The sequence below is a fragment of the Rhodococcus sp. IEGM 1307 genome (assembly GCF_030056915.1).
Classification (GTDB): domain Bacteria; phylum Actinomycetota; class Actinomycetes; order Mycobacteriales; family Mycobacteriaceae; genus Rhodococcus_F; species Rhodococcus_F opacus_D.
On sequence record NZ_JASHKW010000013.1, the window covers coordinates 47,006 to 70,820 of the forward strand.

The following is a 23,815-nucleotide window of genomic DNA, read 5'->3' on the forward strand; positions in this document are numbered from 1 at the left end:
GAGATACTGTGCCGATAATCGGCACAGTATGAAATGTTGCACCGCGCGGAGCGGCGGTCGAGGGAGAGGAACAGTAGGTGCAGGGCATCGAACGAGGTTTGCGCGTACTCGAAGCTGTGGCGGAGAGCCAGCCGGTCGGAGTAGGCGAACTGTCACGCACCCTTCAGTTGCCGAAATCGACCGTGCAGCGGACTCTTCAGGCACTCGCATCCGCCGGCTGGATCCGCAGCGATGAGAGCGAGTACACGCGATGGAAGCTCACGTCACGGGCACTCGCCGTGGGCCGGCGCGGCTGGGACAAGGGAGACTTGCGAACGGTCGCGCTCGAACCGATGCGTGAGCTGCGGGATCTGACGAACGAGACCATCACACTCCAGGTCCGTGACGGTGCGGAACGGGTGGTTCAGATCGAACGCATGGATTCCCATCAGGCGGTTCGCACCTTCATCAAGGTCGGCAGCACATGGCAGCTACCTCACACGTCGGGTGGAATGGCCATCATGGCGCGCCTGCCGGACGACGAGGTCGACAGAATTCTTTCCAATCCCATCCAGCAACTCACTCCGCAGACCGACACCGATCCCGAATCGATCCGAAAGAAGATCGAGGAGATCCGCCGCGTCGGGTATGCGGTGAACGTCAATCAGAACCGGATGGGAGTATGTGCCGTCGGGGCAGCTGTGCTGGGGGAGGGGGGATGCCCGGTAGGTGGCATCGGTATCTCGATGCCGGAGACCCGTTTCGACGAGCATCGTGTGCCCTGGTGGGGAAAGCAGGTCTCCGACACTGCAGCGAACGTGAGTTCACTGCTCTGATTCCGCCGGTAAGCGCTAGTCCGCGCAGGCGAAACTCGTTCGCGGTGATTCCTGGAAAACGCCCCCGTGCCTCAGATGCGGCACGGGGGCTTCGACTGTGGTGACCTCGCAGGTCCGGCGATGTCGTCAACTGATGCGGTTACCCCGCGTCGGAAACTATGCCCGAGAGGAACTTCCGTTCCTCTCGGGCACAGTTGCCGCTCCGTCACAGGCGTGCGGTAACCGTCTTGAGCTGGCAGTAGTGCTTGAGCGCCTCGAAGCCCTTCTCCCGGCCGAAACCGCTCAACTTGTAGCCACCGAACGGGGTTTCGACACCACCGGCGAAATACTGGTTGATGAAGACCTGCCCCGCCTCGATGGCGCCGGCCACGCGATGGGCCCGGCCGTGGTCTCGGGTCCAGACCCCCGCGACGAGTCCGTAGTCGCTGTCGTTGGCGATCTCGACCGCCTCCTCATCGGAATCGAATCGGAGCACCGTCAGCACCGGGCCGAAGATCTCCTCGCGCGCCACGCGCATCGTGTTGTCGACGTCGACGAAGATGGTCGGCTCGATGAACAACCCGCGGCCCAGCCGCCCGGTGTCGGCGACGTGTCCACCGGTCGCGACACGTGCCCCCTCGCTGGGACCGAGTTCGAGATACGAGCGGACCTTGTCGAACTGCCCTCGCGTGGCCAGGGATCCGATGTCCGGGTCCTCGATGCCCGGCGCGATGACCGTGGTCTTCGCGTGCTGGACGAGGCGATCGACCAACTCGTCGTGCACCGAAGAATGCACCAGCAACCGGCTGCCGGCAGAACATACCTGCCCCGCCTTGGTGGTGAACGCGGTCCAGGCGCCTGCCGCGGCCGCGTCGAGATCGGCGTCGTCGAAGACGATGTTGGGGGACTTGCCGCCCAACTCGAGAGTCAGCGGAATCAGTCGCTGGGCGGCCGCCCGCATGATCGCCCGGCCGGTCTCCACCGAGCCGGTGAAGACGATCTTGCGGACCTTGTCGTGGCCGGTCAGCGCAGCTCCCGCATCAGCACCGAATCCGGGAACGACGCTGAGAACCCCTGCGGGCAGTCCCGCTTCGACGGCGAGACGGCTCATCTCCAGTGCCGACAGTGGCGTGTCCTCGGCGGGTTTGAGGACCACCACGTTGCCCATCGCCAATGCGGGTGCGATGGCCCGCGCGGCCTGGTTGATCGGCGCATTCCAGGGTGTGACGACACCGATCACGCCGAACGGTTCGTTGCGGGTGTACGAGAGGTAGTCGGGTCCCAGCGGAATCGTCTCGCCGTGTACCTTGTCTGCCGCCCCGCCGTAGTACTCGAAGTATCGTGCGGCAGTCTCGATGTCCACGTTCGACTGCGACAACGTCTGACCGGTATCGAGCGTTTCGATTCGGGCCAGTTCGTCTGCGTGTTCACGCAGTGTGCGGGCGACCTCCAGGAGAATGCGACCGCGAGTGGCGGCCGGGGTGTCACGCCACGAGCGGAAGGCGCTCTGCGCTACGGCAACTGCTGCCTCGATATCCTCCGCTCCGCCGAGCGCGACTTCGGCGATGACGTCGCCTGTGGCGGGATCACGAGTGGAAAAGTACTGCCCACTCTTACTGCGCTCGTCATGTCCGCCGACGAACGTTTCGTAACGCTCTCGCATTGTGCTTCCTATTCCGAGTGGTGCACCCGGGTGACCGGCCGCACCGAGTTTGTGCCGATATATGGCACAGTGTTTCTGTTGATAGCTTGGTTCGTTCCCGCGATCTCTGTCAAGGGCCGGGTGTCCTCCCACCATCGGGGGAACACCCGGCCCGGATCGAAGATCGGAGGGACGAAATCCTCGATCCGCGGATCACGCAGCCGACCCGCAGATCCCATCCGGCTTCGGTGAACGGCTGTGGGTGTTGCAGACGGGAACGCTCCCCAACCGGAGTCGACTACGCGTGCGGCAGCGGTCGAGCGGGTTGTTCGCCGCCGCGCGCGTCGCCGTAGCTTCGCTTGGGTACGAGAACTTTGCGTCGGAAGATGCAGACGATCTGCCCGTCCTGCTTGTAGCCGCGGGTTTCGACGTACACGACGCCTCGGTCGTCCTTGGACTTCGACGGCGTGACTTCCAGGACCTCGGTTTCGCCATAGATCGTGTCACCGTGGAACGTCGGCTTGACGTGCCGCAACGATTCGATTTCGAGGTTGGCGATCGCCTTGCCGGACACATCCTGTACGGACATGCCGAGCAGAAGCGAGTAGACGTAGTTGCCCACGACCACGTTGCGCCCGAATTCTGTAGTCGCCTCCGCGAAGTGAGAGTTGATGTGCAACGGGTGGTGGTTCATCGTCAGCAGGCAGAACAGGTGATCGTCGTATTCGGTGACGGTCTTGCCTGGCCAATGCCTGTAGATTGCTCCGACTTCGAAATCCTCGAAGTACCGACCGAACTGCATGTTCTGCACTTTCTCCGTGGTCGTCACTGTTCACACACCGCTCTCTACGGTCTCGGTCTCCGGCTTCCACACATCGAGTCGTTCCATGCCGGCCGCGCGGCCCTGGCCGGCGATGACCAACGCCATCTTGCGGGACGCCTCGTCGATCATTTCGTCGCCGAGCATCACAGCGCCCTTGCGGCCGCCCTGGTCGGAGGTGAACCACTCGTACGCGGCGAGAATGTTTTCGGCGTGGTCGTAGTCGGCCTGGGCGGGACTGAAGGTGTCGTTGGCGGCGTCGATCTGGGCCGGATGCAGCACCCATTTCCCGTCGTAGCCGAGTGCAGCGGCCTGTCCGGCAACCCGGCGGAAGCCGTCGACGTTTCGGACCTGAACATAGGGTCCGTCGATCGCTTGCAGCCCGTTGGCTCGGGCGGCCATCAGGATTCGCATCAGCGGATAGTGGAATGCGTCGCCGACCCCATAGCCCGGTGGCTGCTCACCGATCACGAGCGACTTCATGTTGATGCTCGCCATGAAGTCGCCGGGGCCGAAGATGATCGTTTCGATGCGCGGCGACGCGGCTGCGATCTCGTCGACGTTGATCAATCCGGCGGCGTCCTCGATCTGCGCCTCGATTCCGATTCGGCCTACCTCGAAACCCATGGTCTTCTCGATCTGGGTCAGAGTGAAGTCGAGCCAGGCGATCTGGGCAGCCGACTGCACCTTCGGAAGCATGATGCAGTCGAGATTCTGACCGGCACCTTCGACGACCTCGACCACGTCACGATAGGTCCAGTGGGTCGTGAGGTCGTTGACCCGCACCACGCGAATCTTCGACCCCCACCCGCCTTCGTTGAGTGCCGAGACGATGGTCTTGCGCGCACCAGGTTTCGCGAGTGGAGCACACGCGTCCTCGAGGTCCAGGAAGACCTGGTCGGAATCGAGACCCTTCGCCTTCTCGATCATCTTCGGGTTCGAACCGGGAACCGCGAGGCAGGAACGCCGCGGTCGTTGTGTTCTGGACATGATCTCCCTATCTTGTTTCTTCGAGCTGAAAGGCAGCTGTGGTGTTGTCGAACTGGGCCAGCACTTCATCGGTATGCTCACCGAGTAGCGGTGCTCGCCGGACATGGGTCGGGGGCGCATCCGCGAACTTGATCGGAGAGTTGGCGATCGTCAGCGGGTGGGACACGCCGGGATGATCGACCTCGACCAACATGTTGCGGGCACGCACGTGGGGATCCGCATAGATGTCCTCGACGGTATTGACCGGTGCCACCGGGACCTTGCCGCCGAGTGTTTCCACGATCTGGTCCTTGGTCCGGGTGGTTGTCCACGCGGTCACCGCAGACATGGTGAAGTCACGATTGGCCAGTCGGCTGACGTTGTCCCTTGTGCGTTCGTCCGTAGCCAACTCGGGGCGACCGATTGCCGCGCAGAGTTGCTGCCAATGTTTGTTGCCCGGCGCGGCGATACTGACCCACCCGTCTGCCGCGGGCACGACATCGAAGGGACAGAGCAGGGGATGGCTGTTTCCCTGCCGGGTCGGTACTTCGCCGGTGTAGGAGTGCTGGTAGACGGCGCGTTCGCACATCGCCAGCATGGCGTCGTACATCGACACGTCGACGAAGCCGCCGACTCCGTCGCGGCGAGCACGGTGCACGGCCGACAGCAGGCCGATCACCGCGAAGAGCGCAGGCACGGTGTCACCGAGACCGGGACCGGTCTTGATCGGGGGGCGGTCGGGCTCGCCGGTGATTTCCATCAAGCCGCTGACGGCCTGGACGGTGATGTCGTACGCCGGCCAGTCCCGCATCGGGCTGCTGCCGGTGCGTTCGTCACCGAATCCGCGGATCGCCGCATATACCAGGTGGGGATTCTTCTCCTGGAGTCGCTCGTAGGACAGCCCCAGCCGGTCCATGACCCCGTGGCGGAAGTTCTCCACGACGACATCGGCGTGCGCGACCAGGTCGAGCAGCGAGGCGCGCCCCTCCTCGGTGGTGAGGTCGAGAACGACACTGCGCTTGTTGCGATTGACGCTCTGGAAATACCCACCGAATGCGCGTAGCTCGTCATCCGGTGCGAACGGTCCCTGCTCTCGGATGAAGTCACCATGAGGGGGTTCGACCTTGATCACGTCGGCGCCCAGATCTCCGAGGACCATGGTGGCGAAGGGACCCGCGAGCATGGTCGTCAGGTCGATCACCACGACATCGTTCAGTGGCCCGGCGGCCGGCGATCTCATCGTGTCTGCCTTCCGAGGATCGAATCCGAGATGATCTTCAGCTGGATTTCCGACGTGCCCTCGAAGATTTTGGTGAGCTTGGCATCCCGCCAGTACCGTTCGACGGCGAAATCGGTGGTGTATCCGGCACCGCCGTGAATCTGCAGGGCCTCACTGGTTACTCGTTCGGCCATCTCGGTGGCGAGGTACTTGACCATCGATGCTTCCACGGTATTGCGCCGGCCGGCGTCGACTTCGGTGCACACCCGGTACATCAGCGATCGGGCCGCCTCCACCTCGGTGGCCATGTGCGCGATCTTGAATCGGATCGCCTGGTTCTCGCCGATCGATCGGCCGAACTGGACGCGTTGCCGCGCATAGGCAACGGAGTCCTCGAGCGCTCCGCGTGCCACGCCGATGGCGCGGGCGGCGGTATGAATCCGGGCGGTCTCGAGATCGCCCATTGCGACCTTGAAGCCCTCGCCTTCGGGGCCGACCATGGAGTCACCAGCGGCGTAGGCGTTGTCGAAGGACAGCTCCCACGTCTTCCATCCGTGATATCCGATCTTGCGTACGGGCGTGCCCGTCACTCCCGGGGGAAGCTCACCCCGAGGCTTCGGCATGATGAAACAGCTGATACCGCGCGATCGGTGGTCGCGGTCAATGGGTGACGTACGGGCGAATACCTGAAGATAGTCGGCTCCGTCGGCGAACGTGCACCACATCTTCTGGCCGCTGATCCGCCACCCGTCCGCTTCTCTGCGGGCCCGAGTCGACAGCGCTGCCACATCGGATCCTGCATCGGGCTCGGACAAGGCAAAGGCACTGAGGAAATCGCCCGTAGCCATCCGCGGCAGGTACTCGCGGCGCTGTTCCTCGGTGAAACCAGCGGTGAATTGTTGTCCGCGAGCGATCAGGCTCGACACGCTCATCCACGCGCGGGCAAGTTCCTCGACGATCAGGGCGTATTCGAAGACCCCGAGGCCCAGCCCGCCGTATTCCTCGGGAATCAGAACACCGAAAAATCCTAGCTCGGCCATCTTCTGGCGCAGTTCCATCGGAATCTCGCCCTTGACCGGATCGAGTTCGTTCGCCACGGGCAGTACTTCCTTGGCGGCGAACTCTCGCGCCATCGCCTGGATCGCGAGGCGCTCGTCGGTGAGATACCCGGCTCCTGACGAACCGACGTCGTCAACTACAGCAGTCATGAGGCTTCAACCCTTCATCCGTGCCTCTATGCGGCACAGTGTTCCGATATGAATCAGAATGCCCCACCGGAGCCGTATTGGTCAACCCTCCCTCTGACGAGTGGTGGAAACAACGTTGTCTATGCAGGTCAAAGGCGCATTACAATCGACGTCGTGTCCGGTCCTCGTTCTCCGATGTCGGCCAGGACTCGCGCTGTGGGCAGGGTTGCCGGGTGCGTAGAGACGGGAAGTGGTGTGCCGTTATCTGGAATAGCGTGCCGATATCGACTACCATGGTTCGCGTCCGATCCAGATGGGTCGGCCTGCGAACACAGCACCACGCGGCGATGGTTGATGCCGAAGGGCGACAGGAACGGATCGGTGTGGGCTCATGGGTGTCCGTGGCAACGAACAAGCGCCGGCGCATCGGCGGTTGTCCCAGGCGCTGCGCGAGCAAATCGCCGCAGGCCACTTCCACGGTGGTCGCCAGCTTCCCACGGAACTCGAACTTGCCGAACAGTATGGATTGAGTCGGCAGACGGTGCGGCGAGCATTCTACGATCTCGTGGCGGATGGCCTGGTCTATCGCGTTCCGGGGAGGGGCACGTTCGTGTCCGAACTGGGGAGTAGGCGTCTCCGGCGGCTCGGAGCGATAGAAGAACTGACCAATCTCCCCGCTGGTACCACCACGGAAATTGTCGCGCCTCTGCGACGTAGGGCCGATATCGAAGCCGCAAGCCGTTTACGCCTCGACAATGACTTCGTCTCCACGATCGCGTATGTACGCCGGTACGCGGGGATCGTGTTCGCGATGACGACCGTCCATCTGCCGGATCTGCACGCGCAGCATCTGTGTGGAGGCGCGGGGACGGAGCCGGGCGCGATCGGAGCACACACGATCATCGGTCTTCTGGAACCTCACCTGGCGTCTCCCGTTGTCGAACTCGTGCAGTCGATCACCGTGGCGCCGACGTCCGAGGAGACCGCCCATCACCTCGACTGCCCCGCCGGACATCCGCTGTTGCGCGCCGATCGTGTGTATCTCGATTCGGACAGTCGGGCAGTCGAGTTGGCGGTCAGCTACTACCTACCCGAGCACTACACCTACCGAAACACCATTGGCAGAGGTTGACGGGTCTTTCTCGGGCAGCCAGAGGCGGCCCGAGAAGGAGCGAATCCCATGAACAGGGGGAGAAACGTCGATCAGGAATCTTCGCCCGAAATGTCGCTGCGGAACGTTTCCGGCACCGCTATGGCCCCCATGAGCGTGATAATGGCGGTGGCCACGATGTACCACGGAAAATACTGGGAGTAACCGGCATTGGCCAGGCTAGTGGCAACAAGCGGGACCGTTCCGCCGAAGATCGCCACCGAGAGCGAGTAGGGAAAACCTAGGCCGCTCACTCGTACGTGCGGTGGGAAGTTTTCGACCATCACAGCTGACGTGATCGATGTGCAGAGGCTCAACAACAGTAGCCCGATGAGCTGAATGCAAATCAGAACCGAAAAGTTCGAACTCGTTATCGAGAGCAGGAAAGGCGTCACGATGACGGTGCCGACGCCGAATGCGTACATGCACGGCTTACGTCCATATCTGTCGGAGATCAGCCCGGCCACCGGCTGTGCGAGTGTGTAGAGGATCAGCGTGATGATGCCGACCGTCATTGCGGTGGTGGCAGAGGCGCCGTTCTGGATCTGGAAGTACGTAGTCAGGTACGTCGCCCAAAAGTATTGTCCAACGCCCATTCCGGTGGCGATCGCAAACACGATCAGGGACTGCCTGGGGTAACGCTGCAGAGCATTGAGCGGGTTGCGGCTGACCGGTGCCGCGCCGCCCTCGTCGGAGACGGTAGTCCCGAGGGTTTCCTGCGTCCCGCGGCGAATGTACCAGGCCACGATCGCAGCCAGGGCGCCGACAGCGAAGGGGATTCGCCAACCGTAGTCCCGCATCGCATCTTCACCGATGAGTGCGACGAACACGGTGATGAAGGCGAGACATGTCAACTTCCCTATGCCCGACGCGACGAACATGAAGCTCGAGTAGAAACCACGTCGGCCGGCGGGTGCGGATTCGACGATGAAGGCACCAGCCGTCGTGTATTCCCCTCCAGCGGACAATCCCTGCAGGATGCGGGCAACGGTGAGGATTATGGGCGCGGCGACACCGATCTGGCTGTACGTGGGGCAGACGGCGACAAGCAGGCTGCCGCCTGCCATGAGGCTGATGGTGAGGCTCAAGGCTCGCCGCCTGCCGTACCGATCTGCGAATAGTCCGATGAAGAGTCCCGCCAGTGGACGTGCGAGGAACCCGACGGCAAAGACGCCGAATGCGCTCAGGAGCGGCACCAGCCCCGAGGATTCCGAAGAGGGGAAGAAGGACGATGCGAAGTAGACCGCGAGGTACGAGTACGCGAGGAAATCGAAGAACTCGACCGAGTGTCCGATGGTGCCGGCGATCAGCTGTCGTCTCGGATTCAAGACAGCCGTTTGATCGGATGTTTCTATCTTCATTGAGAATTGTCTTTCTGTGAAGGCGTTGCTCGTGATTCTGGAAGGCACTCGGCTGCCTGTGGCTCGATGAGGTTCCATTCGTGAGAGAGTTTTGGGGGACTGACCACCCCGGACCCGTGACTTCGAATATCGCACGGGAAATCTGCAATCGGTGCGAGCCCGTCACAGGGGCGTCGATAGTGAAGCCGACATCGATTGTGCTGCATAGCGGCACAGTGTGTCGGAAAGTGAGTATCGTGCCTCGGATCACAGTCTGTCAAGGATGCCTCATCGGGTTCGCCCACCAGTCAAGCGTTGTGCGCTGCCGGGCAGGTAGGTCGGCGGAGGTAGCGAACGTGCAGGCGGCATCACGGAGAGCATGGGATGCATCTTGGATGCTGTGCCGACTAGCGGTATGGTGTGCCATAGATTGTTCAACTGGGCGCAATGGGCGCACCGGTGGGGGAAGGAGTGGGCTATGACGATTGCGCCGCACGAATCAACCGATGCCATCGCGCACGATCTCGCAGTGTGGGCCGCAAGTATCGAGCCAGGGGCCGCGGATCTCGATCTCGCTCGACGTGCTCTGGTCGACACCGTTGCAGTGACCCTTGCCGCACTGGATGATCCGGCAGCTGCGTGGACGGATGGGCTGCCGGCTGCGCTTCGCTGGGCAGCGGTCGGGCACGTGCTCGATTTCGACGATTTGCACATACCCTCCACCACCCACGTCAGTGTGGTGTGCGTTCCCGCCACGTTGGCGGTGGGCGGCGGTGGGCGGGAGTACCTGGCGGCGGCGGGTGTGATGGCACGTCTGGGTACCGCGCTCGGTTGGAACCACTACACACAGGGGTGGCACACCACCGCGACAGTCGGTGCCATCTCGGCTGCTGTCGCTGCGGGGCTGTCGCTCGGGCTCGATTCTGACGGTATCGCCACTGCGATGGCGCACGCCGTTCCCGCCGCAGGTGGCGTCCGCCAGGCCTTCGGCACCGCAGGCAAGTCGATTCAGGTCGGATTCGCCGCCCAGGCTGGTGTGCGTGCGGCCGGACTCGCCGCTGCCGGCGCGACTGCCGACCCTCGTGCTGTCAGTGAATGGTTCCGGCTCGTCGGCGGGCGGATGTCCCCGCAAGTCGAAGGTCCCATCATTCCGGATGGTCTCGGGCTGAAGCTTCACCCGTGTTGCTACGCGCTCCAGCGACCAATCGCGGCGGTTCGGTCGCTCGGTTCGTTATCGATCGACGACATCGCCCGCATACGGGTGCACACTCCGCGCAGCGCGGTTTTGCCGTTGATACACAACTTTCCGAGTTCGGGTCTGGAAGGTAAGTTCTCGCTGAACTACGGCATCGCGGCAGCCCTGCTGGACGGGTTCCCCGATATCGAGAGCTTCACCGACGCTGCTGTGCAGCGGCCGGAAGTGCGGAGCATTCTCGACCGCGTCAGTCTGGTCGCCGAGCCTGTGGGCGAGGGGGTGCTCGATGGAGACTGCACGGTAGTCGTCGAACTCCGCGACGGATCACAACTCGAGGCCGTGGTCGACCTGCCTGTGGGGCACCCGCGCCGGCCTGCATCCGTCGCAGACTTCGAAGCCAAAGTTCGAGGGTGTGTCGGTGACGAACGGGCGGCCGAGATTATGAATTTGGACTGGGTTTCGGCAGCGGCATTGCTGCAACGTCATCTGCCGGGCGGTGTCAACTGAAGAACCGGCACGGACATCATTCCGACCAAGCGGAGTTCAGGATCACATCGACGAAGTCACCCCGGACGAATCCGGGAACGAAGTGTGCCAGCACATCGGCCTTCACGTTGCCGAACGTAGTATCCGGGCGGTCTTCGAGTCCATCCGTGAAGGCAGCGAGGATCTCGTTCTTGAAGTCCGGCCGCGGGTGGGAGGCAACGACGGCGGCGCGTTCCTCGTCGGTGATCGCGTCGTATCCGATACCGAGTACGTCGAGTTCGACGCCGCGGGTAAGCAGCGCGATCTCCGGTGCCAAATGCAGTGGAATCTCGGGGGTGGTGTGGAGTGCGATGCTCGTCCACACCGTGTCTGCCTCGTCTTCGCCGATTCCGTGGGAGCGGAGGAAATTGCGGGCCTCGTCGGCGGCGTCGATCTCGAATCGCTGATCCGCGCGTCGGTATTTCGTCGTGAGTCCGAGGTCGTGGAACATGGCCCCGACGTACAACAGTTCGGCATCGAACGCGAGTTTCTGGTGTCGGGCTCGGAGTGAGCCGAACAGGAACACGCGCCGGGAGTGGTGGTAGATCAACGGGTTCGCGGCCTCCCGCACCAATTCCGTGGCTTCGGTGACCAGGACGTTGTCGGGAATGTCGATGCCTGCGACGGTGTCGGTCATGCGTTTCTCGCTTCCGGAGGCTCTGGTCCGCGGGGCGCGGCTGATCTACTTCACAGTGACATTGTCAACCGCGGCGGAAACCGCCATTCCGGCCCACTTCCGCACAGATCGGGACATGTCCGGTCGGCTGCTCTCAGCGATGGGTGGAGTGAAATCGCTGGCGATACGCCCGCGGCGACACCCCGAGATGCTGGATGAAACTGCGTCGCAAACTCTCCGGGCTGCCGAATCCGCTGTGCTGCGCCGCGGAAGTCACGGTGTGTCCTGCATCGAGCATGGCTTTGGCGGTGTCGAATCGGATCAGCTCAACGTACTTGGCCGGGGTGGTCCCCAGCTCGTCCTGGAACAGCCTGGTCAGATGCCGGGGACTGACGTAGGCGCGCGCGGCGAGCCGGGTGATGGAGTGGTCACCGGTGGGATCCGCGGCTACGGCATCGACCACCTCGCGGAGCTGTCCGGTGCGTGGCCGCGGCCCGCTCAGGCTGGGGGAGAACTGGGACTGACCGCCCGGTCGCTGCAGGAACACCACGAGTGACTGGGCGACAGCTCGTGCCAGTTCGGTGCCGTGATCGCGTTCGACGAAAGCCAGGGCCAAGTCGATCCCGGCAGTGACACCTGCCGAGGAGAAGATGGTGCGGTCCTCGACGAAAATTGCGTCGGGTTCCACGGTGATCCGGGGATATCCGCGCGCGAGGGTATCGGTGTGCTGCCAGTGGGTGGTCGCGCGCCGACCGTCGAGGAGCCCGGCCGCCGCCAGGATGAACGCACCAGTGCAGATCGAGGCCATCCGGTCGGCGTTGCCGGCCAGCGTGGTGGCCGCACCGGCGAATTCCGGGCTCACCGGCGTCGACGGAAAAATGTCGCCACCCATCACCAGCGCGGTTGACCGCGGAGCGTAGCGCGCAAGCCCGGTCCTTCAGGGCCGGGTTAGCGCATCGACTTCGGCCTACCGGGAGCGCGGGGCGGTTGCCGCTGCTGCTCGATGTACTGCCGGATGATCGAGATAGGTGCCCCGCCACACGATGCAGCGAAGTAGCTCGGGGACCAGAGGTGTCCGTTCATCGAGTGTCGGTTCACCCATCCGCGGTACTGGTCGCGCAGGCGGCGTGCGGAGACGCCTTTGAGGCTGTTCACCAGCTTCGAGATTTGGATGGTCGGAGGGTATTCGATCAGCAGGTGCACGTGGTCGCCCTCCCCGTTGAACTCGACCAGCCGAGAACCGTAGTCGTCGCACACGCTGCGCATCACCTGTTCGCAGGTGGTCAGCAGCTCGTCGGTGAGGACTCCGCGCCGATACTTGGTAACAAAGACCAAGTGGACGTGCAGGGCGGAAACAACGGAACGGCCACGTCTGTATTCAGGTTCAGAAACCATAGACCAATGTTATTGTTTGGGTGTGCAGTTGCGATACCAGTACCGCGTCCGTCCGACGCCCGGTCAGCAGGACATGCTGGCCCGGTCGTTCGGGTGTGCGCGGGTGGTGTTCAACGACTGCCTGCGCATCCACCAGGACGCGTATGCGTGCGGGGTGAAGCTGTCGGATACCGCCGTACAGAAGCAGGCAGTCACCGCAGCGAAGAAGACTCCGGAGCGGGCCTGGTTGGGCGAGGTCGCATCGGTGGTGCTGGTGCAGGCGTGCCAGGACGCGCGGCGGGCGTACCGAAACTGGTTCGACTCGCTCTCCGGGAAACGAAAGGGCCGCAAGGTCGGCGCGCCACGGTTCCGGTCCCGCCGGGACAATCGGCAGACGATCCGGCTGACCCGCAACGGGTTCTCGAATCGCCCGAACGGGAAGCTGTACGTGGCGAAGGTCGGCGAGTTGGAGGTCGCCTGGTCCCGCGATCTGCCCTCGGAACCGTCCTCGGTGACGATCATCAAGGATGCAGCGGGCCGGTACTTCGCGTCGTTCGTGGTCGAGACCACCGACGAACCTCTGCCGCCGGTCGATGCGGAGGTCGGTATCGACCTCGGGTTGGCAACGTTCGCGGTCCTGTCGAACGGCAAGACGATCAGCTCGCCGAAGTTCCTGCGCCGTGCAGAACGCAAGCTCGGCAAGGCGCAGCGACTTCTGTCGCGCAAGGAGAAAGGCAGCAACAACCGGGTCAAGGCACGTATTCGCGTCGCGAAGGCCCACGCCAGAGTGTCCGACGCTCGCAAGGACTGGGCGCACAAGCACTCCACGGCGATTATCCGCGAGAACCAAGCGGTGTTCGTCGAGGATCTGTGCGTCCGGGGGCTGGCGCGGACACGGTTGGCGAAATCGGTCCACGACGCCGGGTGGGGAATGTTCACCCGCATGGTGGAGGAGAAAGCCGCCCGCTACGGGCGCACCTTCGTCAAGGTGGACCGGTTCTATCCGTCGTCGCAGATCTGCTCCCAATGCGGGGTCCAGGGCGGCCCGAAACCGCTCTCGATCCGGGAGTGGGCATGCACGGCGTGCGGCGCGGTTCACGACCGCGACGTCAACGCCGCGAAGAACATCCACGCCGCAGGACGTGCGGAGTGGCTAAACGCCTGCGGAGGGGCCGTCAGCCTTCCCTCCTAGAGGGAAGCGAGCCCCAATGAAACAGGAACCCACCCAAGCGGCGCGCAGCGGCGCAGAAGGAATCCCGGTCGTTCACAGCCGGGAGGACGTCAAAGACGATCTGTGTCCGCGGCGTCGACATCGACGGAAATTTGCATCCCGGTGGACGCGGTCACGTCGACCGCCCCGACCGAGCACAGCACCAACTCGTACGTGGCGCCGAGTCGATTGGCCTCCTTGAAGACCTCGGATGGACCGGCGACGTCGAGCATCTTCACGCCGTCGAACACGAGCACACCGACACGGTGGGGCACATCCATGAGCTCATCTTCCTCGCATCATGTTCTCAATGGACCGCCGGCGCGGACCCGCCACCGACACGTGGGGGCTATCAGTGTTACCGGTGATACTCGAACATCTGTACAGCAACACAATTCGGCCTGCGAGCTGTATGCCTTACCTCACCTGTCCGACAAGGTGTGCTGATGTTCGGGGGCCTCGTGGTCGTGGGCCGGGGGAGACCCCGAGGACGGAGAGTGTGCGACGCTCCTTGTCCGGCAAGGCGTCGGCCCTCCACTTCTTCACCGCCCGGTAGAGCCACTGGCCCACCTGTTCACCGTCTGCGGTGACATAGTTCGCGGGAACAAGTGCGTTACCGTGCTCTTCGCGGTAGGCGGCGATGGCGGTGAGCATCCGTCGTCGCTTGGCGTCGGTACGTGACACTGCCGGGAGTGGGACGTCGTCATCGCTCCACAGAAATCCGATTTCGTCGAGTTGCTCGATGCGCTGGGGCGGCAGTGTGCCGAGCATGCGGGCAATCCGCTGGCGGTCCTGCCAACGTCCCAGTCGGAAGCCGCATTCGGTGACGAAATCGGCCGGGACCGGAGTTCGGGGGTGCTGGTGCTGAAAGGCGCGGTAGAGCTGCAGTGCCGAGGTTGCGGGCCTGTTATCTCGCATCGAGATCGCATCCTTGTGAAAGCCGTCGAGCATTATCCGGATAGTCATCACTTCAAGTATGTCAACGAGTTTGACGATCTGTCACGAAAGTCGGCTCGTGTCGCCCCGGGAATGCAATCTCTGCCGGGGCAACGAGTGCCCGAATGTGGCGCTAGTCGTGGATGTCGACGGCGATTCTCGTCGGTTCTGTGAGAGTCGTGACCTGGAACTGCGGGTAGTCGGTACGGAGGCCGACGAACGACTGGGTGCCTCTCTCGTAGTTCGGTGTGAGGTGTACCTCGACCACGCTGTACGCCGCGGGGTCCGACAACGGATTCGGTCCGTTGTACGCGGCGATCCCACTCTCGGCCGAGGAGTCCGTGTCGAAGAAGTAGATCTGCAGGATCGATCGACCATTGAGTCGTGTCGCGGTCTCTTGACCGCGTTGCGTTGCCTCGGCGACGTATCCGGCGCGCCAGCCAGGCGCGTAGGTGCCGCCGAAGTCGTAGACGATTCGATCGAATCCGTCGTGCCGCTCGATGTGCATGCCGCTGGCGTAACTCCGGGGACGGGTGGAATTACCAGCGCTGTGGGCGGTAATAGTGGGATGTCGGTTGTCCTCGGGCCCGGTGTTGTCGGTGTGGGAGCGTCGGGGATACCGGGCCGCGCGTTCGGTTCCGTCGGTGGGGGAGGATCAGGTTGTTGGGGCGGGGCACCTCCGCCCGCCTGTGCGTCGGGGACCCTGCTCCACGGGATCGTTGTTCCTTCGACGGATCCCGTGTGCTCGGTGGTCGACTGGCAGCCCGCTGCCAGGGCGATGCATGCCATCATTGCCACGAATGGGATCCGCGTGCGCGTTTCGCCCCTCATAGTCTGGGTATCGCCTGGCGCGACGAGATGTGACTCGGGCGAAGCTACGAGCAAGTAGCTGGTTCGTGACGTACGCGGAAGCGGAATCCAATCCGCTCCGGCCGCCGCGCCGCAGACGCGATCCTCGCCGAACCCGTCCTGAGCTCCGAGATGGCCCTGCCTTACGCGGGACACAGTGCCGATGGCCGTGGCCTCACAACTCCTCAGGTGGGCAGCTCCGCCCCGGACTGTTCGGCGGCCATGTACTCGGCGTACCAGTCGGGCCAGTTCGGGTCTTCTTGGCCGGTGCGCTCTTCGTGCCCGCCGTGGGCGGCCGCCGCGCGCCGGAGCGCCGTCGCGAGGTCGCGTGCAGAGCCGAACGAGGTGACGGCGGTGTCGATGCGCCCAGGAAGCCTGGTCGTGACCTCTTGCAGCACCCAGGCATTGCCGTCGGGGTCGCTGACCGACGCCAGCGAGAAGTAGCTGCGACGGTCCGGGTCCAGCCCGTCGCCCGGGCCGTCCGTGCCGAGGTGGAACAGGGTCACCTCGATGCCGGCGGCGACCAGCTGGTCACGGGCAGCCTCGATGTCGGAGACGATGAGGTATCCCTTGGCGGAACCGGGTGCGGCCGTTGTGAGGTCGGCGCCGAAGTGGATCGAGGCGGCGGCGCCGGGCGGGGTGAACTGGACGACGCCGGAACCCGGCGGTGTGACGTCTTGTCTCCAACCGAGCCTGGTGTAGAACTCGGTGGCCCGGTCGACATCCGTGACGGGAATGACGACGACCTCCAGCTTCATGTCGACCGACGCGACCTGCGTGTTGGTCGAATCGTTGGTCTGAACTTCGTTTGTGCTCACGGGTTGCCTCTCTGGTTCTCGGGAATTGATCGGGAGTGGCGTCCCTCCAGCCACCCACGTTTCGTCGTGTGGTCATCAGAAAACGAACTGCTGCCCACCGTCGATGTCGTATGTCGCGCCGGTGAGCGCGGTGTTGCTCATGATGTGGACGGCCAGTGCGGCGACGTCGGCGGGGCCGACGACCCGGCCGATCGGAAGCGTTGTCCGCAATTCCTTCCGGCGCTCGTCCAGTCGATCTCCGAGCAGCGATGCCGACAACGGGGTGTCGACGAAGCCGGCGGCGATGAGGTTGACGCGAACCGGCGCGAGCTCGAGCGCGAGGGCCGCCGTGAACGGGGGCAGTGCCGCGGTGGCGGCGGAGGCGATCCCCAGTCCGTGACCGATGCGCCGGCCGCCGGTTCCGCCCATCAGTAGCAGCGTGCCCCCGGGCCTCATCTTGCTCGCCGCGTTGCGCGCGACCTCGAGCCCCAGCACCACGTGACCGCTGAGTTGTTCACGCACCTCATCGGAGTCCATCTCGAGCAGGGGTGCGTAGCGCGGGCCCCCGGCCGTGACCAACACATGGTCGATCGGTGTCGGCAGGTCGTGGAAGAACCTCGCCAAGGCGGCCGTGTCGTTGGCGTCGAAGGCTGCGGTGCGCTGCGTGCCGACATCTGTCGCTGCTTGCCCGAGCCGGTCAGGATTGCGGCCGGTGAGGATGACCTCGGCGCCCTCGGCCCGGGCGCGGCGAGCTGTCTCGAGGCCGATGCCTGCGCTGCCGCCGAGCACGACGACGGTTTGTCCGGCCAGTTCCGGTTCGCGCTGAATGGAGACTGGTGTGGGTTCGGTGGTCATGGTTTCTCCGATCGGTAGCGTCGGCTGCCGATGGCCGGGAAGCTTGCGAACACGCTTCCTCCTCGGACCTGCCGCAGCCGTCGGCAGGACCGATCGCGGCCCCGGAGGACGCCGTCGCGATATTCAGTCGCCGATCGGCCCCGCCCACGGAAATGCTTCTACAGTCGTCGCGGTCGGGCAAGGGCGGACGCACAGTGGGCTTCCGGGTGTGGAGCGGCGGCGAGCCTCAACGCCTCAAGGGTGGGCGAGCGGTGTCGCGTCGCGGGTATCGAGTATGGCTGTCATCACTGCGATTTCATTGCTCTGGTCACGGATCATCCCGCGTGCGATGCGGCGAATCGGTTCGGATGCAACCGCGTGGGTGGCTGCCTCGGCCATGTCGACGCCCCCTTGGTGGTGCCGAATCATGAGCTGCAGAAACAGTGTCTCGGCATCTGCTCCGCGCAGGCCGGCGAGCCGGGTGATCTCGCTGGTACTCGCTGCTCCCGGCATGGGCGCGCCGCCCTGGTCACCCATGGCGTGATCAGATCCGTGCATCCACTGCATCGGATGCGGGGTGGTGAACGGTTCGTCGAAGAGGTTGAGCCAACCGCGCATCGTCGCGATCTCGGAGGTCTGTGCGACGACAATCTGATCGGCGATGACCCGGATCTGAGGATCGACGTCCCGCGACAGCGTCTGGGCGATCAGCACGGCCTGCTCGTGGTGCACCGACATGTCCTGAGCGAAACCGATGTCCGCTGATGACAATTGCACCCCGTCGGGGTTCGTGTCGCGTTCCGATTGCAACCACATTCCGGCGGCGATCCCGGCGGCGCCGAGCAGGATGGCGCTCAGCAATAGGACGAGGGGACCGCTGAACGACGAAGGCTTGGTGTCACTGCCCATAAGTCGACGCCTGATTCGCCGGTGGTTGATAAACGGTGTCGTCGAGCTGCAACGCCATGAAACCGTTGTCGCTGCACGAGGTCCAGATCTGGTTGCCGTGGAACTCCGGAGGCGAGAAGCACCAGTCCGCGGACAGGTCGCCGAACGCCACCATTCCGGCGCGCGGACCGAATGCGACCCGCGGATCCGTCTTGCCCTCGAAGACGGCGCGGGCGAGCGGAACGAAATTGAAGAGTGAGACACCGATCAGCGAGGACAGTGCGTGCGGTGAGTTGGTGAGCTGAACGTTCTTACCGGTCTGTGCCGGCGGGTTGTAGTAGGCGATCTCGCTGATGCGGCTCAAATCGCGAACATCGAACACGCGGATCCCGGACGATTCCCAGGAGCACGCGAGCGCGGTCGGGTCGGCTGGGCGGTCGACCACGCAGTAGTGCGGATCGTAGGAGAACACCGAGCCGCCTTGCGACGACCGAAGGTTCGCGGCGGTATTGGCCGGAAGCTGGATCTCGAGCTTGATCTTCTGCACGATCTCGGCGTGCGCCGGGTCGGCGACATCGAAGACCTTGATTCCGCCGCCGCCGGTTTCGTCGACGGTGAAGATGTAGGGCTTGTCCCCATATGTGACCGGGATGCTGTGCTGATTGAAGAAGCCGTCGGTCCACAGATAGGTGGCGATCTGCGGGACGGTGGGATATGGGTCGCCGCGTTGCACCGCGCTGATGTCGAGGACGGTGATCCCACCGAGATTCGACAGGTACATCCGGTTCCCGTCCGGGGTGATGCCGAATCCGTGCCCGCCGAGTCCGTGCAATCCCTGCCAGATGATCCGCGGCTCGGCCGGGTTTCTGATGTCGATGGCGGTGAGGAATCCCGGTGCGGGCCCGGACACCCAGTAGGTGTTGCCGTCCGGGGAGAAGCCGCCTTCGTGGGAGATGAACGGCAGCGGCATCGTGACGTCGGTACCGGCACCCCGGTTGAGCAACCGGGGGTGGGCGCAGTCGGAAATGTCGTAGACGGAGAAGTAGCCGGTGCCGGCAGCGATCGGCACCGCTGTGGCCGCGAGCAACTTGCGTGCCTTGTTGACCTTCAGACTTTCCCAGGTTCCGCCCAGCATCGCCGGTTCGTTCAGGGTCGTGGACAACACCGGCTGTGCAGGGTTCGACACGTCGAGCACCTGTACGCCCGGCGTTGTGGGGTTGAGCAGGTTCCCGGGGAAGAACGTGCTGGTGTAGGAGCAGTGGTCGTAGGTCACCGACAGCAGGCCACCACCGCGATCCTGCAAGCCTCCGACCAGCGACATGTTGCATCGATAACCCTGGGTGCTGCGGCCGTTGTTCCGGTCCTCGGCCGGAACGTCGCCCTGCATACCCGTTTCCGGCAGCGAACCGGGACCGCAATTCGCCCGCGGAACGGCCGTCGAACCGACATCGTCGAAGAAGAACGTGTCGGCTGACGCGATGGCAGGCATCGGGCTTGTCGCGACCCCGAGGACGGCCGAGATGGCCAGTGCCGCGGTAGCCACACCTCGCCGGGCACTTCCTGGCCGCTTCCGCGCGATCCGCATCGAGATCTCCCCTGCAGTGTGGTCTCAATCACGGGAACGCTAGCAACCCGTACTCGAGTTCACATACAAATTGGCCAACTTCGCAGAACTGGCCGACGGCGAGTGAAAGGTATGGCGAGATTCGATGCGTCGGTCGGATCCCTACACTGTCACTCGTGCGAATCGCGACCTTCAACGTCAACGGGATCCGCGCGGCGCAGCGGCGCGGATTCGAGGACTGGCTGGGCGACCGCGGCCCCGATGTGGTCGCGCTTCAGGAGGTGCGCGCTCGTGCCGAGGCCATCCCGCCGGGGGTGTTCGGCGACTACCACCTCACGTACGACGAGGGCGACGTCGCGGGCCGCAACGGTGTCGCGGTTCTGACCCGGCGTGCGCCCATCGCAGTTCGGACGTGGAGTGGTACAGCGCTGATGCGCGCACCGGGTGAAATGCACACCGACAGCGTCGAACTGGATCCGGAGCCGTTGGCTCGGGGTCTGGCAGAGTTCGCGAAGCAGGGCCGGTACGTCGAGGTCGACCTGGCCGATGCGCCGATCACCGTGGCATCGATGTACCTGCCGAAGGGCGGTCTTCCGGCCCACCTCCAGAAGCCCGGACGCATGCGGGAGGCGCCCGACGGCGGAGCACGCTACGACCGCAAGATGCGTTTCCTCTCCGCGTTCGCGCGACAGCTGACCCGCTCGCGGCGCACGGCACGCGCACGGGGCAGGGAGCTTCTGCTGATGGGTGACCTCAACATTGCGCACACCCGTTCCGACGTACGGAACTGGCGGCGCAGCAATCAGGCCGAGGGGTTTCTGCCGGAGGAGCGCGAGTGGTTCGACTCGATCCTGTCGCCGCGCACCCTCGTCGATGTCGTCCGGCGACAGCATCCAGGCGTCGACGGTCCGTACTCGTGGTGGTCGTGGCTGGGGCAGTCGTTCGTGAACGACATCGGCTGGCGCATCGACTACCACCTCGCGACGCCGGACCTGGCTCGAGCGGCGGTCACGGCCGGTACCGATCGGGATCCGGCGGCCGACCGCCGGATGAGCGATCATGCTCCGGTCGTCGTGGATTACGACTTCTGAGCGGTCCGGGCTCCTCGCGCGGCGAGGACGGCCGGAGACTCAGGTGGTCAGTTTCATGGACAGGAAGGCCAAGGTCGCCCCGAACTCTCGGATCTCGCTGGGCCGGTCCGGCTGACATGCCCATTCGATCAGGTCTCGATCGGCCACCAGGTCGGCGGCGCGACGGCGGGACTCGTCGGGGTCGGGCGGTGTTGCCCGGAGCGCATCACCCAACCGGCTCAGGGGTTCGACGAGAGGGATGAGCTCGGAGGGAGGGCGGTTCTCAGGCGTGAAGACCCGCTGAGCGCTCTTGATCACCGTCATCGCCGCGAGCCACGAACCTTCCCAGGTACCTGCCTGGTCATTCGGTGGGTGCATAGCGTCAGCGTAGACATCGTGCGGCGAGTCTCGCGGCGACTGACCTGAAATCGTGGATTGATCGATCTACGGCTGTGCGACCACGGTGTTCCCGTTGTCGTCGGAGCAGTTGATCGTGTAACCGATCTCCGCGGATTCCGGGTCTCCCGAGAGGCGGCATTCCCACCCGTCGAAGCTGTCCACCGGTTCGCTCTTGTCAGGTGCCGCGAAGTACTTCGTCAGCATCGTGTGCGCCTCGTCGCAGCGGAGTGTGCCCTTGACGATGACTACCGTCGCAGGTTTTCCCGTCTCCGGATAGACAACGGGGCCACACTGATTCGATCCGCGGGCCTGCTGGGGGAGCGGGGCCGGGGTGGGCGCGATCTGCGGTGGGCTCGCGCTGGGGAGGCTCACGGGTAATGGGGTGAACTCGAACGTGTAGCCGCTGGTGGAGATGGTGAATCCCTTGTCCGTCGCATCGTCCCTGCAGGAGACGCCGGAGAACTGCACATTGCAACTGAATCCGTCGATCGCCAGCGTGGTGTCATAGGGAAGGACGTTGGCGTTGCCGGGAAAGACAGCCTGGTTCCAGTTCTGGAAGCTCGGCTCCTTCCCCGCCTCGACCGCGATGAGGTTCGCTTCCGCGGGCGGGCCGCCGTCCGGCGAGGCGATCTGTGGAGTCCCGGGCACACCCAATGGCCCCGCGGTGGGATGAGAGGCGCATCCGGCCAGATTCTTCGTGGGAATGATCGCGCACAGCCATTTCCCTGACGGTGTGACGAAGCCGTAGGAATCGGCTTCCGGGTCGCTGGAGGCGTACTCCTTCGCATCGACACCGTTGACCGGTGCCTCCGTTGGCGGTGCCTCGCTGGAGGCACTCGGTGCGGCCGATTCGGTGCCCTCGGTCGACGATGCGTCCTGGGTGCAGGCCGCGAGAAACAAGGACGAGACACCGGCGATCGATGCCAGCGCCACCGCGGGCCGAAGTCGAATCCTGGTCATGCACCACACCCCTTTCTCCTCAGTCTGCCGGATCGATCGGATGAGATGTTCCCACGAATACCGGTGTGCCGCGTGGCATCGATCGATCTGCGTCGAACACTGCAGGCGATAAGGGACCGGAGGTGTCGAGAAGGTCCACCCAGGTGTCGCATCACCCCACCCTGTGGTGATGGTGCCGAATCCGGATCCCCGCGAGGATCGATCCCGTGTTCCTCGAACTGTCCGGACTCGCGGGCGGCACCCGGTGAGTCTTCGCGCGCAGAGCGCGACCGCCCTGGTGACCGCCGCACTGGCTGTCGCGGTGGTCGCATCTGTCGACTGGCAGTTGTGCCGGGGCGTGTTCAGTCCGACGGAATTGGCGTTGTTCGTGATGGTCGGAGTGGTGTTCGTGGCGGCCGGCCTGGTCGCCAAGTGCCACCGACCGCAGGACAACCTGGGGTGGCTGCTGGTTGCCGCCGGGCTGCTGTGGCTGGTGAAGGGCTTTCGGCTGTCGACGGTCCCGGTGCTGTTCACGGCGGGCGCGGCGCTGACCAACATGTACATTCCGGTGCTGATCCAACTCGTGTTCAGTTTTCCCTGGGGTCGGTTGCGCCACCGGTGGGAGCGGTGGTTCGTCGGCGGAAGCTACGCATACTACGCGGTCGCCGTCGTGTCCGAGCTTGCGTTCCTCGACACCCACCGCATCAGCCCGGCCCATCCGCCGTCGTTGAATCTGCTCTTGGTGAGTGACGACCCGAGGGTCTTCGCGGCGCTGCAAGTGATGTTCGGCGTGGTGGGGATCGCCCTCGGTGTGGTCCTGATCGGCGTGGTGATCGCCCGATGGAGGTCGGGTTCACCGGCCTATCGGGCCGCCGTGGCGCCGCTGTGGATCGCCGCTCTGCTCGGGACCGCCGCAACCGCCTGGACACCGCTGGTCTCCGTGTGGGTGCACAGCCCGCAGCATGCGTGGACGCTGCTTCTGCGATATCCGTCGACTGCGCTCATTCCGCTTGCGGTGCTGGTCGGGATGTGGCGCTACCGAGTCGCCCGAGCCGCGGTGCGCAACCTGATGATCGAGATCGGTACCGCCCCACGCGGTGACGGCGTCATCGACGCGCTGCGGGCGGCATTGCGCGACCCGGATCTGGCGTTGTGGTCGTTCTCCCGCGCCCGCGACGGGTATGTGGACGCGCAGGGACGTCCCCAGGTTCTGCCACCGAGGAATGATCCCCGTGAGGCCACTGCCCTCATCCGCGACGGCGTCCTGGTGGGGGCGTTGGTGTACGACCGGGCGGTCGCCGACCAGCCGAGGCTTCTGGCGGCTGTGCGGGCCGCGACCACCCTGGCGCTGGACAATCAGCGACTGCACGGCGAACTCGAGGCGCAGATGGCGGAGGTCCGCAGGGCCCGTGAGCAGACCGCCAAGTACCAGGGGTCACCCACTCGCCGGTGCTAGTATCTTGGGCATTGTCGCAGGTCCAGCAGTTGATGTCCTCGC

Annotated in this window: 22 protein-coding genes and 2 pseudogenes; 6 read left to right on the forward strand and 18 right to left on the reverse strand. The window is 64.3% G+C overall.

The features are described 5' to 3' along the window. Window positions 1–77 precede the first annotated feature (77 nt). On the forward strand, window positions 78–815 hold the full coding sequence (locus tag QM841_RS24485) for an IclR family transcriptional regulator (RefSeq protein WP_005253146.1): 738 nt from the start codon (window positions 78–80) through the stop codon (window positions 813–815). 205 nt (window positions 816–1,020) lie between these two features. On the opposite strand, the gene QM841_RS24490 is transcribed toward QM841_RS24485, so the two are convergent. From QM841_RS24490 to QM841_RS24510, 5 genes are all read right to left on the reverse strand, one after another. Beyond that, complete coding sequence (locus tag QM841_RS24490) at window positions 1,021–2,457, reverse strand: aldehyde dehydrogenase family protein (protein ID WP_283334010.1); 1,437 nt, start codon at window positions 2,455–2,457, stop codon at window positions 1,021–1,023. A gap of 277 nt (window positions 2,458–2,734) precedes the next feature. Continuing rightward, window positions 2,735–3,265, reverse strand: a complete 531-nt coding sequence (locus QM841_RS24495; RefSeq protein WP_283334012.1) for a MaoC family dehydratase — start codon at window positions 3,263–3,265, stop codon at window positions 2,735–2,737. A gap of 3 nt (window positions 3,266–3,268) precedes the next feature. Next, window positions 3,269–4,246 carry an HpcH/HpaI aldolase/citrate lyase family protein gene (locus QM841_RS24500; protein ID WP_105413863.1) on the reverse strand — a complete coding sequence of 326 codons (978 nt, stop codon included), beginning with the start codon at window positions 4,244–4,246 and terminating at the stop codon, window positions 3,269–3,271. A gap of 7 nt (window positions 4,247–4,253) precedes the next feature. Beyond that, complete coding sequence (locus QM841_RS24505; protein WP_283334016.1) at window positions 4,254–5,465, reverse strand: CaiB/BaiF CoA transferase family protein; 1,212 nt, start codon at window positions 5,463–5,465, stop codon at window positions 4,254–4,256. Next, window positions 5,462–6,652 (reverse strand): acyl-CoA dehydrogenase family protein, encoded by a 1,191-nt coding sequence (locus QM841_RS24510; protein WP_065491288.1) that lies wholly within the window; start codon window positions 6,650–6,652, stop codon window positions 5,462–5,464. Before QM841_RS24510 ends, QM841_RS24505 begins: the two co-directional genes overlap by 4 nt. A gap of 370 nt (window positions 6,653–7,022) precedes the next feature. Here QM841_RS24510 and QM841_RS24515 point away from each other — a divergent pair, with 370 nt between their 5' ends. Next, on the forward strand, window positions 7,023–7,763 hold the full coding sequence (locus QM841_RS24515) for a GntR family transcriptional regulator (RefSeq protein ID WP_283334018.1): 741 nt from the start codon (window positions 7,023–7,025) through the stop codon (window positions 7,761–7,763). Between the two features lie 71 nt (window positions 7,764–7,834). Here QM841_RS24515 and QM841_RS24520 read toward each other — a convergent pair whose 3' ends face one another. After that, window positions 7,835–9,142, reverse strand: coding sequence for an MFS transporter (locus QM841_RS24520; RefSeq protein ID WP_283334020.1), 1,308 nt, complete (start codon window positions 9,140–9,142; stop codon window positions 7,835–7,837). Between the two features lie 457 nt (window positions 9,143–9,599). Here QM841_RS24520 and QM841_RS24525 point away from each other — a divergent pair, with 457 nt between their 5' ends. Then, window positions 9,600–10,823 (forward strand): MmgE/PrpD family protein, encoded by a 1,224-nt coding sequence (locus tag QM841_RS24525; RefSeq protein ID WP_283334022.1) that lies wholly within the window; start codon window positions 9,600–9,602, stop codon window positions 10,821–10,823. 16 nt (window positions 10,824–10,839) lie between these two features. Here the strand turns inward: QM841_RS24525 and QM841_RS24530 are convergent, their stop codons facing one another. The 3 genes and pseudogenes from QM841_RS24530 to tnpA all read right to left on the reverse strand — a co-directional run bounded on the left by QM841_RS24530 (window position 10,840) and on the right by tnpA (window position 12,852). Continuing rightward, window positions 10,840–11,478 (reverse strand): HD domain-containing protein, encoded by a 639-nt coding sequence (locus QM841_RS24530; RefSeq protein ID WP_283334024.1) that lies wholly within the window; start codon window positions 11,476–11,478, stop codon window positions 10,840–10,842. Between the two features lie 133 nt (window positions 11,479–11,611). Continuing rightward, window positions 11,612–12,364: pseudogene (locus QM841_RS24535) on the reverse strand (GlxA family transcriptional regulator); the annotation flags it as partial. Between the two features lie 41 nt (window positions 12,365–12,405). Beyond that, a complete protein-coding gene (gene tnpA, locus QM841_RS24540) occupies window positions 12,406–12,852 on the reverse strand; it encodes an IS200/IS605 family transposase (RefSeq protein ID WP_164062524.1) in 447 nt (148 codons plus the stop codon). A gap of 22 nt (window positions 12,853–12,874) precedes the next feature. Here tnpA and QM841_RS24545 point away from each other — a divergent pair, with 22 nt between their 5' ends. Beyond that, window positions 12,875–14,023: an RNA-guided endonuclease InsQ/TnpB family protein gene (locus tag QM841_RS24545; protein ID WP_283334027.1), complete on the forward strand. Its 1,149-nt coding sequence runs from the start codon at window positions 12,875–12,877 to the stop codon at window positions 14,021–14,023. 92 nt (window positions 14,024–14,115) lie between these two features. Here the strand turns inward: QM841_RS24545 and QM841_RS24550 are convergent. The 7 genes and pseudogenes from QM841_RS24550 to QM841_RS24580 form a co-directional block, all read right to left on the reverse strand. Continuing rightward, window positions 14,116–14,322, reverse strand: a pseudogene (locus QM841_RS24550) (AraC family transcriptional regulator); the annotation flags it as partial. Between the two features lie 136 nt (window positions 14,323–14,458). Then, the gene (locus tag QM841_RS24555; protein WP_283334222.1) at window positions 14,459–14,959 is read right to left on the reverse strand and encodes a helicase associated domain-containing protein; all 501 of its coding nucleotides are present in this window, start codon (window positions 14,957–14,959) and stop codon (window positions 14,459–14,461) included. Window positions 14,960–15,110: 151 nt separating this feature from the next. Continuing rightward, window positions 15,111–15,485 carry an AMIN-like domain-containing (lipo)protein gene (locus QM841_RS24560; RefSeq protein ID WP_283334031.1) on the reverse strand — a complete coding sequence of 125 codons (375 nt, stop codon included), beginning with the start codon at window positions 15,483–15,485 and terminating at the stop codon, window positions 15,111–15,113. A 526-nt stretch (window positions 15,486–16,011) separates the two neighbouring features. Continuing rightward, on the reverse strand, window positions 16,012–16,644 hold the full coding sequence (locus QM841_RS24565) for a VOC family protein (RefSeq protein ID WP_283334032.1): 633 nt from the start codon (window positions 16,642–16,644) through the stop codon (window positions 16,012–16,014). Window positions 16,645–16,719: 75 nt separating this feature from the next. After that, a complete protein-coding gene (locus QM841_RS24570; RefSeq protein WP_283334034.1) occupies window positions 16,720–17,478 on the reverse strand; it encodes an SDR family oxidoreductase in 759 nt (252 codons plus the stop codon). A gap of 234 nt (window positions 17,479–17,712) precedes the next feature. Continuing rightward, window positions 17,713–18,366: a DUF305 domain-containing protein gene (locus QM841_RS24575; protein WP_283334036.1), complete on the reverse strand. Its 654-nt coding sequence runs from the start codon at window positions 18,364–18,366 to the stop codon at window positions 17,713–17,715. Beyond that, entirely contained in the window at window positions 18,356–19,930 is a 1,575-nt protein-coding gene (locus QM841_RS24580) for an LVIVD repeat-containing protein (RefSeq protein ID WP_283334038.1), read from the reverse strand. Before QM841_RS24580 ends, QM841_RS24575 begins: the two co-directional genes overlap by 11 nt. Window positions 19,931–20,085: 155 nt before the next feature. On the opposite strand from QM841_RS24580, the gene QM841_RS24585 reads away from it, so the two are divergent. Next, window positions 20,086–21,000, forward strand: a complete 915-nt coding sequence (locus tag QM841_RS24585; RefSeq protein ID WP_283334040.1) for an exodeoxyribonuclease III — start codon at window positions 20,086–20,088, stop codon at window positions 20,998–21,000. Window positions 21,001–21,039: 39 nt separating this feature from the next. On the opposite strand, the gene QM841_RS24590 is transcribed toward QM841_RS24585, so the two are convergent. Both QM841_RS24590 and QM841_RS24595 read right to left on the reverse strand, forming a co-directional pair. Continuing rightward, window positions 21,040–21,357, reverse strand: a complete 318-nt coding sequence (locus QM841_RS24590; protein ID WP_283334042.1) for a hypothetical protein — start codon at window positions 21,355–21,357, stop codon at window positions 21,040–21,042. A 66-nt stretch (window positions 21,358–21,423) separates the two neighbouring features. Next, complete coding sequence (locus QM841_RS24595; RefSeq protein WP_283334044.1) at window positions 21,424–22,338, reverse strand: hypothetical protein; 915 nt, start codon at window positions 22,336–22,338, stop codon at window positions 21,424–21,426. 244 nt (window positions 22,339–22,582) lie between these two features. Between QM841_RS24595 and QM841_RS24600 the strand changes: the two genes are divergently transcribed. Beyond that, a complete protein-coding gene (locus QM841_RS24600) occupies window positions 22,583–23,773 on the forward strand; it encodes a hypothetical protein (RefSeq protein WP_283334046.1) in 1,191 nt (396 codons plus the stop codon). The last annotated feature ends 42 nt before the right edge of the window (window positions 23,774–23,815 follow it).

Coding starts and splice junctions, on each gene's coding strand:
- QM841_RS24490 (WP_283334010.1), bottom strand. CDS start 2,457: ATGCGAGAGCGTTACGAAACGTTCGTCGGCGGACATGACGAGCGCAGT.
- QM841_RS24500 (WP_105413863.1), bottom strand. CDS start 4,246: ATGTCCAGAACACAACGACCGCGGCGTTCCTGCCTCGCGGTTCCCGGT.
- QM841_RS24505 (WP_283334016.1), bottom strand. CDS start 5,465: ATGAGATCGCCGGCCGCCGGGCCACTGAACGATGTCGTGGTGATCGAC.
- QM841_RS24510 (WP_065491288.1), bottom strand. CDS start 6,652: ATGACTGCTGTAGTTGACGACGTCGGTTCGTCAGGAGCCGGGTATCTC.
- QM841_RS24515 (WP_283334018.1), top strand. CDS start 7,023: ATGGGTGTCCGTGGCAACGAACAAGCGCCGGCGCATCGGCGGTTGTCC.
- QM841_RS24520 (WP_283334020.1), bottom strand. CDS start 9,142: ATGAAGATAGAAACATCCGATCAAACGGCTGTCTTGAATCCGAGACGA.
- QM841_RS24525 (WP_283334022.1), top strand. CDS start 9,600: ATGACGATTGCGCCGCACGAATCAACCGATGCCATCGCGCACGATCTC.
- QM841_RS24530 (WP_283334024.1), bottom strand. CDS start 11,478: ATGACCGACACCGTCGCAGGCATCGACATTCCCGACAACGTCCTGGTC.
- tnpA (WP_164062524.1), bottom strand. CDS start 12,852: ATGGTTTCTGAACCTGAATACAGACGTGGCCGTTCCGTTGTTTCCGCC.
- QM841_RS24555 (WP_283334222.1), bottom strand. CDS start 14,959: ATGCGAGATAACAGGCCCGCAACCTCGGCACTGCAGCTCTACCGCGCC.
- QM841_RS24560 (WP_283334031.1), bottom strand. CDS start 15,485: ATGCACATCGAGCGGCACGACGGATTCGATCGAATCGTCTACGACTTC.
- QM841_RS24570 (WP_283334034.1), bottom strand. CDS start 17,478: ATGACCACCGAACCCACACCAGTCTCCATTCAGCGCGAACCGGAACTG.
- QM841_RS24575 (WP_283334036.1), bottom strand. CDS start 18,366: ATGGGCAGTGACACCAAGCCTTCGTCGTTCAGCGGTCCCCTCGTCCTA.
- QM841_RS24580 (WP_283334038.1), bottom strand. CDS start 19,930: ATGCGGATCGCGCGGAAGCGGCCAGGAAGTGCCCGGCGAGGTGTGGCT.
- QM841_RS24590 (WP_283334042.1), bottom strand. CDS start 21,357: ATGCACCCACCGAATGACCAGGCAGGTACCTGGGAAGGTTCGTGGCTC.
- QM841_RS24595 (WP_283334044.1), bottom strand. CDS start 22,338: ATGACCAGGATTCGACTTCGGCCCGCGGTGGCGCTGGCATCGATCGCC.